General features: G+C 51.9%; 6 protein-coding genes. 3 read left to right on the top strand and 3 right to left on the bottom strand.

The genetic code is table 11. From position 1 onward, the window contains the following. The first annotated feature begins 73 nt into the window (after nt 1–73). A complete protein-coding gene (locus tag EYB53_RS23930; protein WP_135481876.1) occupies nt 74–454 on the top strand; it encodes a four helix bundle protein in 381 nt (126 codons plus the stop codon). A gap of 202 nt (nt 455–656) precedes the next feature. After that, nucleotides 657–4,373 (top strand): BREX system P-loop protein BrxC, encoded by a 3,717-nt coding sequence (gene brxC, locus EYB53_RS23925; RefSeq protein WP_205712750.1) that lies wholly within the window; start codon nt 657–659, stop codon nt 4,371–4,373. A gap of 51 nt (nt 4,374–4,424) precedes the next feature. Here the strand turns inward: brxC and EYB53_RS23920 are convergent, their stop codons facing one another. From EYB53_RS23920 to EYB53_RS23910, 3 genes are read right to left on the bottom strand one after another with little or no spacing between them, the layout of a single operon-like run. Continuing rightward, nucleotides 4,425–5,429 carry a hypothetical protein gene (locus EYB53_RS23920; RefSeq protein ID WP_135481871.1) on the bottom strand — a complete coding sequence of 335 codons (1,005 nt, stop codon included), beginning with the start codon at nt 5,427–5,429 and terminating at the stop codon, nt 4,425–4,427. Nucleotides 5,430–5,453: 24 nt separating this feature from the next. Continuing rightward, the gene (locus EYB53_RS23915; protein WP_167857586.1) at nt 5,454–6,959 is read right to left on the bottom strand and encodes an AAA family ATPase; all 1,506 of its coding nucleotides are present in this window, start codon (nt 6,957–6,959) and stop codon (nt 5,454–5,456) included. Between the two features lie 10 nt (nt 6,960–6,969). After that, nucleotides 6,970–9,468 carry an N-6 DNA methylase gene (locus tag EYB53_RS23910; RefSeq protein ID WP_209949636.1) on the bottom strand — a complete coding sequence of 833 codons (2,499 nt, stop codon included), beginning with the start codon at nt 9,466–9,468 and terminating at the stop codon, nt 6,970–6,972. A gap of 258 nt (nt 9,469–9,726) precedes the next feature. Between EYB53_RS23910 and EYB53_RS23905 the strand changes: the two genes are divergently transcribed. After that, a complete protein-coding gene (locus EYB53_RS23905; protein ID WP_135481864.1) occupies nt 9,727–10,698 on the top strand; it encodes a BREX-1 system adenine-specific DNA-methyltransferase PglX in 972 nt (323 codons plus the stop codon). Nucleotides 10,699–10,746: the final 48 nt, after the last annotated feature.

Here is a 10,746-nt window from a genome sequence, read left to right as displayed (position 1 = left end):
TGTGGTTTGTGGTTTGTGGTTTGTGGTTTGTGGTTTGTGGTTTGTGGTTTGTGGTTTGTGGTGAGGTTGGGAAGTGACGCAGTCAAACTTCGAGAAATTGCACGTGTATCAACTGGCGGTTCGACTTGCTGATACAGTATGGGACATGGTTGGCAGCTGGGATCAGTTTGCGAAGGACACTATCGCGAAGCAGATTGTCCGTGCTGCTGACAGCATCGGTGCGAATATCGCCGAGGGCACCGGGCGTGGCAGCTTCCAGGATAATCGGCGTTTCGTTAAGATTGCGCGTGGCTCGCTCTTTGAGACAAAACACTGGCTCAACCGCGCTTATCAGCGCAAACTGGTGACAGCTGAACAAGCCGCTGTTCTCAAGCCGATGATTGACGAGTTGGCTCCAAGATTGAATGCCTACCTCAAATCAATTGGCCCACCACCTGGCAAAGAGGAAGATTAGTTCGTGGTCAGTAGTCCGTGGTTCGTGGACGTTGCCCATTGACACCAACAACGAACAACGGACAACCAACAACGGACAACCAACAACGGACAACCAACAACGGACAACCAACAACGAACAACCAACAACGAACAACCAACAACGGACAACCAACAACGGACAACCAACAACGGACAACCAACAACCAACAAGCAGGACGCCTATGCAAATCCAACAACTTCTTGAGCGCGATCTGAGCCGTAAGATCGAAGAGATCATCCAGGTTGACCAGGCCGATGAGCGTTCGGTGTTTGAGGAGATCACAGAGTATGTGGTCACGGATCGCATTCGTGATCAATATATCGATCTGCTCAATGCGATTGCCCGTGGCCCCGCTGATCTGGACGAGAGCGTCGGGGTCTGGATCTCGGGCTTCTTCGGCTCTGGGAAATCGTCTTTCGCCAAGATCCTGGGCTATGTGCTGGCGAATCGCACGGTGCAGGGGCAGAGTTCAGCTGAACTCTTCAAGGCGCAGGTGCGCGAGAAAGATGCCGATGAACGGATTGCGGCCCTGGTCGACTCGATCATTCACCGTATGTCCTACCGGGTCGTGCTCTTTGACGTGCAAAAGGATCGTGGTCAGTCGGGCCAGGGCAACCTGAGCATCTCACCCTATATGTACCGCGTGCTGCTGCGCGAGTTGGGCTATGCTGACGACTTCGATATTGCCGAACTAGAGATTGGGCTTGAAGCCGAGGGCCGCCTCGCCGATTTCATCGAGCGTTTCGACGCGGAATATGCCGGCGGCAGGCCACTCAACGGCTGGCACGGGCGCGGTCGCTCGGGGGCCGAGGTCTGGAACCGGATCGGTGTTATTCTGCATCAGATGGATCCGCGTACCTACCCAACCGCCGAGTCGTTCGCGCATGGCCTCGCCGAAAAGCGCGTTGAAGTCACACCGCGCCTGCTCGTTGAGCGTTCCTTCGATCTGATGAGTCGTCCGGGGCGTGGCGATGGCAAAGCGCTTGCTTTCGTCATGGATGAGGTTGGTGCCTATGTCTCCTTCAGTCAGGATCGGCTCGAAGACCTGCGTGCGGTGGTGGAGCTCTACGGCAAGGAGAGCAAAAACCGCATCAAGGCCGGGCGGCTGGCCGCGCCGACGTGGGTGATTGTGACTGCCCAGGAGCGGCTAGAGGAGGTGACGTCAGCCCTCGGCGACGAGAAGCGCGTGCTGCTCGCCAAGGTGCAAGATCGATTCCAGCACCGGGTCGATCTCTCGCCCGCCGATATTCGCGAAGTCGCCACTCGCCGCGTGCTAGCGAAGAATGGCACGGGCACCCGGGCCTTGGGGCAGCTCTTTGCTGAAAACCAGGGGCGGCTGAACATCGCCTGCCAACTCGAGCGCACCAATCGCTGGTCAGAGCTGAGCGAGGCCGAGTTTATCCGCTTCTATCCCTACCTGCCCCACTACATCGAGCTCTCAATCGACATCATGTCGGGCCTCCGGCTTCAGGGTTCAACCCTGCGCCAACTCAGCGGGAGCAACCGCACCATCATCAGCCAGATCTACCAGATGCTGGTCAACGAGCGTACCAACTATGCTGAACGCCCAATCGGGGCGCTGGTGACGCTGGATCAGCTTTACGAGTTGATCGAGGGCTTGCTGGGCTCGGCCCGGCGCAAAGATATTGACGATATTACCGAGCGCTTCAAGAACATCCCCGAGGATCAGGGCCTGGCCGCACGGGTCGGCAAGGTGATCGCCCTCACCGAGCACGTCGCGGCGCTGCCCCGCACGGCGGCCAACCTCGCCGCCCTGCTGGTCGACGAGGTCGGCCAGGCCGCGCCACTGGCCGAGGTTCAGGCGGCGCTTGCCCGGCTCATCGCAGAGGACTTTGTGCGCGAGACCGACCGGGGCTACAAGCTACAGACGGCCCAAGAGAAGACCTGGGCAGAGGAGCGCCGACGTTATCTGGAGCCACGCCCCCGCGAGCGCAAGGAGATCCAGCGCGAGTTGCTGGCCGCGATCTTCAACGAGCCAGCGCTCAAGACCTACACCTACCACGGGCTGCGCACCTTCCGCGTTGGCGTCACGATCGACGGCATCCGGTCGAACGATGAGGCGCAGGTACCCTTGAGCCTGGTGCTCGCCGACGACGACAGCGTTCTGACGAGTCTGATTGACGACGTCCGTGCCAGCAGCCGCGAAGCCGAGCGCAAGCATGCGATCACGTGGGTCTTTGCCCTCAACAGCGCGATCGACGAACTGGTGGCGCAACTCCACGCCTCACGCCAGATGGTGGCAAAGTATGGTGCCCTCAAGGCCCAGCAGAAGATTACGACCGAAGAGGCGGCGAACCTCGAAAGCGAGCGCACGACCGAGAGCAATGTCAAGAGCCACCTCCAGACGAAACTCACCGACGCGCTGAGCGGCGGCTGCGGCGTCTTTCGGGGGAACACCTATGACGGCTCAGAGTTGGGGCGGACGCCGACCGAGATTTTCAAGCGCTTGTTTGATACCTGTGTCCCTGACCTCTACCCGAAGCTTGAGATGGGGGCTCGCCCACTCAAGGGCAACGAGGCCGAAGAGGTCCTAAAAGCCGCCAATCTCAACGCCCTACCGCAGGTCTTCTACAACGGCGATGGCGGTCTTGGCCTGATCGTGCAAGAGGGGCAGAAGTATGTGCCCTCGCCCAGCGCCGAGATAGCCAAAGAGGTGCTCGACTACCTACGCCGCGAGCACAGCTATGGCAACCGTGTAACCGGCAAGCTCCTCAGCGAACACTTCCAAGGGCTGGGCTACGGCTGGGACATTGATATGATCCGCCTGGTGCTCGCGGTGCTGCTGCGCGCCGGCGCGATCGAGGTGACGCACCAGGCCCGACGCTTCCGCAACCACCAGGATCCGCAGAGTCGGGCACCATTTAGCAACCTGACGGCATTCAAAGCCGCCGGCTTTGCCCCACGCGACTCGATCGATCTCAAGACCCTGATCGCCGCCGTTCGCACCTACGAGGAGTTGACTGGCGACGAGGTTGATGTGGAGGAGGGCGCAATCGCGGCGGCGTTCAAGAAGGTCGCCGCTGAAGAGATGACCGCGCTGCTCAATGTCGTGGCCGACGCACGGGCCAACCAGATGCCGGGGCAAAGCGTGCTGGAAGAATACCGCGATCTGCTCACCAGCGTGCAGACCGCAGCCTCTGATGACTGCGTACGCATGCTTGCTGGCGAGGGCAGCACGTTCAAGGAACTACGCGGACGGATACGCAGCATGCGCGAGGCCCTCAAGCCTGAGAACATTGAGCAATTGCGTCGTGCGCGCGAGGCGCTGAGCTCACGCTGGCCAGAGCTGCAAGGACGGATCGTCGAGCCAGCGCAATTGCAAGAACTCACCGCCGCTGCCGCAGAACTGGAAGAACGTCAGACGTCGGACGAGTTCTATCTCCACCTTGAGCGGCTTGGCGCGTTGGCACAACTCCTCTTGCAGACCTACCGCGCCATCTACCTCCAGCATCACGTCGAGCGTGCGCATACCTATGCTCGTGCGATCACCAGCCTAACCCAGCGCGAGGAATGGGCCGTGATCGACGAAACAACCCGTGCGAGTCTGCTGCGACCGTTTGAAGTCCGCCAGTGCCTGAACCCAGAGACAGCAACGCCGGTGGAACTGTTGCCCCATGACGCCGAACGCTGCGTACGCTGTGGCGCAACCATCAGCCAGATTGAGTCGGATACCACCGCCGCCGAAACGCTGTTGCGCCAGGCAATCAGCCGGTTGCAGGAGCTTACCCTGCCCGCGCAGCGCATCGAGCGCCTGCGCGTAGCCAACTTCTTCACACGCCCGCTTGATAGCCCCAAGGCCATCGAGGCTGCCCTGAACGCATTAAGCGAGGCCCTGAATAAACTCGTCGCCGAAGGCGCCGTCGTGGTATTGGAGTAACGATGGAAACCCTTGCCCTTCAGATTCTTTTTTCTGAAAGACCATAGTGCATCATCTCAATTCATGATTAACTTTAGATTTGCGTGGGCATTCATTATGAGGACAATTCATCTTGGTTAGTTCTTCACGACGGAAGCTACCTAGACCATGCTTAATCACACCCTGAAGGAGGCTATCTGTTTGCCGATACTGTTGGTTTGCAGGGTTGACATTGAGATGGTTATCGGCTGCACCAATGAGTTGTTTAAATTGATCTGTGATTTGCACATCCCAATGCTGCTGAGCGTGTTCACCGTTCCACATCCAAACATTGCCCCAACAGTCCTGATACCCTCGCCGATTTCCTCTCACGCCCTGCCATTTTCTCATGCGGACCATCGCCTCATCTAATTCAATCATCAGCAAGCTCTCTAATTCCTCTCTAAAATCAAAATCGCGAGGACAAAAGCGAAACATGGCTGTATCGTCTTCTAATGAAGGCGTAAATTCATTCGGAAGGAAGCGACTAGGCCCGTTTCGAGATAGGCGGTACTGTTCAACCCACTCAAAGACATTGTTAACTGGGTATATCGTATGTTCCTCCGAGTCGCTATGCACGACTGGTTGAGGAAATCCGCATGCTTCCGGGCCAGTTGCTAAACACACGCGAGGTTGTCCTTCAAGCGCTAGGCTCGCGCTAATCAATAATTGCCACGCATTCGCAACTTCTATGTCTAGTCCTGCGTTATGATTGAAAAGCGGCTGCTCAACAGGAATAAATGGTTCTAGTCCATCAGTTTCAACAATAAAGTAATCGGGTGAACTGCTGTCTGGATACGTGGTAAGGAGGTTGGCAATAACACCCAAGATACCCCAAGTCGCATAATTTCCTATTAGTGGATCTGTTACTAGAGCTTCATACAGCATTTCTCCCCAAGCAAACTTGAACCCCAAAAGTTTACGTGCTTTTTCGTGATCATGAAAAGCCTCAATGATATCAAAAAATTGATCGTAGTCGAACTGTTCTCCTCGTTTGAAAAACAGCATGCTTGGATCGTATACGCAAACGACTTTCATAGACTTGCCTGTATGTTGATGACGTTAACTTTCGTTCGCCTTGTTTTTGTTTCGGCGGAATTTTCGTTTCTCAGCTATCAGTCGTAAGAGTTCTTGGCTTTCAATAGTGCTACGTGGAAGAAATTCAGGAGGCCATTCAATACCATATCCGTATTCATCAAAAGTCATCTCAGTATAACTGGCTCCCTTTATTCGATCATTGCTAGGAGCCGGTTGAACAAAAACGAGTTGAAAATTCTTATGTAAAGAGAGTTGGTTATCTAGATCCATTGCCATCTGCTCACGAAAACCATTAATAAGGTGCTCACTGTGGGTTTCGACGATCACATTCTTACCTGATTGAAACAGTAACACAAAAAAATCAGCTAAGCTCGATTGAACACGAGGGTGAAGATGCGCCTCGGGTTGTTCTACAACCAAAGTTTCGCCTGGTTTGGCCAACAAACCAGCTACAATGACTGGTAACACTTGGCTTATCCCAAAACCTACATCTGCAATTGTAACGTATTTCTCACCGCTCCTCGTTAATGAGTTAACCTCGTCTGGCATATCAAGTGGCAATGCCAACTGATTTACTACGTTATTCAGTTTAAGGGGTTTAATTGTCTGATGAAGGCCAAGCACATCGGTTAAAGTGCGGTTTACCGCATCAATAAGAGGTATTTCTTCAACCCTGTCAGTTCCTTTAATTGGAAAGGAGACAAGGCGATGCTGTTCATCAAGTAAGACTTGAAGTACATTGCCACCACGAAAATCAAGGTTTGAACGATCTACTTGCCCTAAGTAAGCGCGCTGTGGTTCACTCCGAAGAGGGCCAATATAGTGAAGTTGCTGGCTAAGTGTATCGATAAGCACCTGAAGGCCAAGCAGATCAAGGATTTTTACATCAACCTCTAATTCTTCACCCTCTACGTCTATAGCTCGACTTATACGCTGAGGTAAGAAGTAGTACCAGGCAACAATGTCTGTAAATTCTTCCTGAATTGGGAGACCTAATGTGTCAATTTGAGGTGTCGTTATACTGCCAGAATACACGTTTCCATCTAAATTAAACTCTAATCGAAATGGACGGTCTATAAGAGGGCCATATTGAGCATGAATTAATCCTTGTTGAACGTATATATCTTGATTATCTGGATGAAAACCGAAGGTGATGTGATATTCGGTTTGCATTTGAGGACGACTTTCTCTTATAAGGTCAATCTCTGCTGGACCAAAGAATTCACCTAATCTTTCATCAGTAATATCACTAGGTAGTGTTTCGGTTTTGAAACGTAACCCGATCGAAAAATTATCAGTCAATAGCTTGCCAAAAACAACGTCACTGTATTCAGATAGCTGCAAATACTCGCCGTTCAAAATAAGAGGTCTATTTCGTCTGCCCTCAAGGGTTTGCCGAAGTAGTAACAATGATTGGATTAAAGAACTTTTTCCTGAACTATTAGCACCTGCGATTACAGTGATTGGTCGAAGAGATATTCTTAGTGACTGAAATGCCTTAAAAGCATCTAATGATATACGCGTAATCACAAAAGACTCCTTAGCGATATAATTCTGCCAGTATCTCTTCAATTACATGAAAACTTTCATCCCTTAGCTCCTGTAGTGCATCAGTCAATTGCCTTCTTCTCTTCTGTTGATCACGTACACGTTTGAGAATAGCTTTTTGTTCATTCAAATCAGGGAGCGTTAGGAGTAACGATAAAATGTCATCTTGATTGATACTGTACTGGACTGAAGCACGACTTCGAGAGGTGACTTCGCGTCGGCCAAGTGGTGAATTTAAGTATAGAACCACGAAATGGGGATTCGCTTTCTCGAAGTTCAGACGCACACGAACTATATTGGAAGAGCAAACGTAATCGCCCGGCAAATCGAAAACTACACAACGTCCTACTTCTTCACGGCTCCCATGAACACGAACAAATAAAATATCGTCTTTCTTAAGAAGGCGTTCGTCTGCGTCACGAAGAGTGTTCCTGTCTACGAACACTGAGTCAGCCAAGTTTATGCCACTCCTTTGTATATTTCGAACACGTATGAGCGTCAATTCCCCTCCATCTCGTGTTCCTGAATTTTGCAACCCTCCTTGCATACTTTCAATGACATCTTTAAGTCGAACACGTTGATAGGAACCGAAAGTTGCTGGATCAATCCCATCGCCAAGCTCATTCAGGGTCTTTAGTAAGCGAAATGCATGAAGACTCGCTTCGCGTTGAGTGTGGAGCCTACCTACATACTCGTTTTGTGTCTCAAGGCTAGGCACTGGAAGGATAATTGAAAGGATTGCTTTTGATGCGAGCCGTAGACGGCCCGATGAAGCTCGGGCTAAAGCGGCCAGTTCATCAAGCAGGCGACGACTACGAAGGCAAAAGTCGAGGAAGTCGGGGTTGATAGACGGATTTATCAAACTATACACATAATATCTTTGAGGCACAACACCCTTATCATATTGAAGTGGAACCACCCCTAACGCGCCTTGCGAAAAGTTTGTTGGATCGATTAGTATTTGTCCAGCGTGAACTTGCTGATATTGCTTCTTTGATGCCGTGTTTCGCAAGTCGTTGCTAGAGATAAAACTCAGAAAATCCACGCCTTGATGATGGGTGTTTACGCTAAGTTGCAAGAGTTGCTGATTAGATTCTATGATGATTGGAGCTTTATCTTCGCTAAGACATAAAACTGTATCTAGCGATACTTGCGAATAAACGAGGCCCTCAGTTTGACTTATATAGCGACTTGCATTGAGGGTAAAATTTTCCTTCACTATTTCGTCGATCAATACTTTGCGCGAATTCTTGTCACTCCTGAAGTTGTCGAGGTCGAAATGTACGGACGAGTCACGCATTGGATTTCTCAGGCGCTCTATTTCTTGGTTGCTAATCTCATAGAACCATGTACTTGCCGTAGGGCGTCCGGTGTTTCTTATAACGAGAATGGAAGCCTTGCCACTGGTATAAGGAGCAAAGACCCCGTGGGGAAGAGATAGAACTGACTCCAATTCGAACGATTCTAAGACGTAACGACGAACTTCTTGCTCAGTATCTCCTCTAAAGAGCAAACCTTCAGGGACAACTATAACTGCCCTCCCATTGGGAGCGAGACGAGTGGTAACATGCTGTAAGAACAGTGCGGAAAAGTCGTGTGTGTGAATAGGAAAATCAGCTCTGCTAGCTGTAGATGTGGTTCCTCCTTCAAAGAGCATATTTGTTAAAATGACCTGATAACTGGGTTGCGGGCTTGTTTGCGCCTCTCGACTTAACGAGTCTCCTTTTTGCAAACCTTCTGGGTTGATGCCATGAAATACAAGCCTCATTATTCCAAGTTTAAATATCCTAAAGTTCACCTCTCGTCCATATACAGAAGCGTTTTTTATACTATAAATATCATTACCATAAAAATAAAAATTCGTTTTTTTAGATCGTTCTTTGATATAATCTCCTGCAGCAGCTAATATGCCACCTGTGCCAAAAGCAGGATCATACATTGCCTCATTTAATTGCGGTCTTGCTAAATCCACAATTAACCTAACTAAGAACTTGGGAGTATAGAACGGCCCAAACAATTGCATATTGTCTGCAGCAAGGTTGCCAATAAGTGTGTCATAAGCCTCTTGAATGGTGAAATTCTCAGAATAGGGGTTTGGTTCCGACTCGCCGAAAGAAATATCACCAATAATCTCAATGATTTGCTTTAGTACGGTTGGCTCGCGTACCAGAAGATAGGCATTATTGAAAATGGCCTGCACCCCTGTATCTATATTGGGATGCCCAATTCCGCGAGAAGCGAGTCGGGGGAATAGTTCTTGGCTAACAAAGCGAGGTAAGTCACTGGCGTCGCGAGAATTCCAAGTTGAGTAACGCCAGTAATTTTGCAATTGTTCTCCCTTCGAAAGGTTGCCAGGTTGAGGTAAAATGTCGCTCAAAAATTTCAAGAAGAGAAGGTAACTAAATTGCTCGACATAGTCAAGACTATTCAAGCCGCTGTTTCGCATTAATTCTTCGACTCGCTGCGCTCGTTCTTGAAAGAGTGACAGCATATGATCGATCATTAGTTAAGAACCTTATCTCTTTGGCTTAGCTTGACATTATTGTACACCATCAGTCGACTTAGCGAGTTAGAGTCGTTCAACACTTTCAACACTATCCAGCGGCGGCAGATTGAACGTCTCTCAGGCTTGGTCAATCCGATACAAGCAATGATGGCTATCTGTGCTAGACTACCCTTGGAGTGATCGCTCCCAGCCATACTTAGGTTGCCCTAGTTGTAGCCGTAGACATCGCCCACGGACTTCATAATGGACAAAGCGCTCCGCAACCAACTTCGTCTCACGGTTACGCAGGCCCGGCGCCTGCTGGAAGAGGCGGTTGCCGAACGGCTGACCGGCGAGTTTGGCATTGAGCGCAGTGGTATGATCGAGGATGTCGTGCGCCTGGTCAATCTCGATCCCGATGGACAGCGCTTCCGGGCCGCGATCGTCGATCATGTGCGCCATATCGACGCCTTGACGCCCGGCGATCGGCGACGCCCACACGGAGGCGTCGCTCGCGAGACGGTGGAGCAACTGGTGCGTGAGGTGGCCTTTACCCACCTCAATCGGCTCTGCGCCTTCAAGCTGATGGAGCACCCCGAGCGCAGATTGCTGCGCGAAACAGTTGGTCGTGGGATGAACGCGAATGGGTTTAAGTTCTACCTTGCCGAACATCTTGAGGACGAGACACGCTGGACAGGCGGCCAGCAGGATGTCGCCTACCAGAACTTCCTGATCTGGCAGGGCACGCAGCTTGCCGGTGGGCTTGGCGCACTCTTTGCCCCTGAAGACCCGGCGAACCGGCTCTTCCCCAAGCAGGCGATCCTTGACCAGGTGCTCACCCTGATCAACGACCCGGCCCTGGCTCCCGTCTGGACTGAAGACGAGACGATCGGCTGGGTCTACCAGTACTTCACGCCAAAGGAGTTGCGCGACCAGGCGCGCAAGGAGAGCGCTGCACCGCGAACTTCGAATGAACTGGCCTTTCGCAATCAGTTCTTTACCCCGCGCTATGTCGTTGAGTTCCTGGTTGACAACACCCTTGGCCAGATCTGGTACGAGATGCTGGGGGGCGACACCGTGTTGACTGAGCGCTGCCGGTATCTGGTGGTGCCAACGGCGGTGGATCCCTCACCCCCCCTGCCCCTCCCCCACGAGGGGGGAGGGGGGAGATGGGGGCCAACTCCCCTCCCCCCTCGTGGGGGAGGGGCAGGGGGTGGGGGGCCAACTCCCCTATAGGCGCGAACTTACCGTGATGATACGACACGATTCCGCATTAGGACGCCT

It is taken from the genome of Candidatus Chloroploca mongolica, from assembly GCF_004762035.2.
Lineage (GTDB): Bacteria > Chloroflexota > Chloroflexia > Chloroflexales > Chloroflexaceae > Chloroploca > Chloroploca mongolica.
This window is presented reverse-complemented; position numbering and strand designations above follow the sequence as displayed.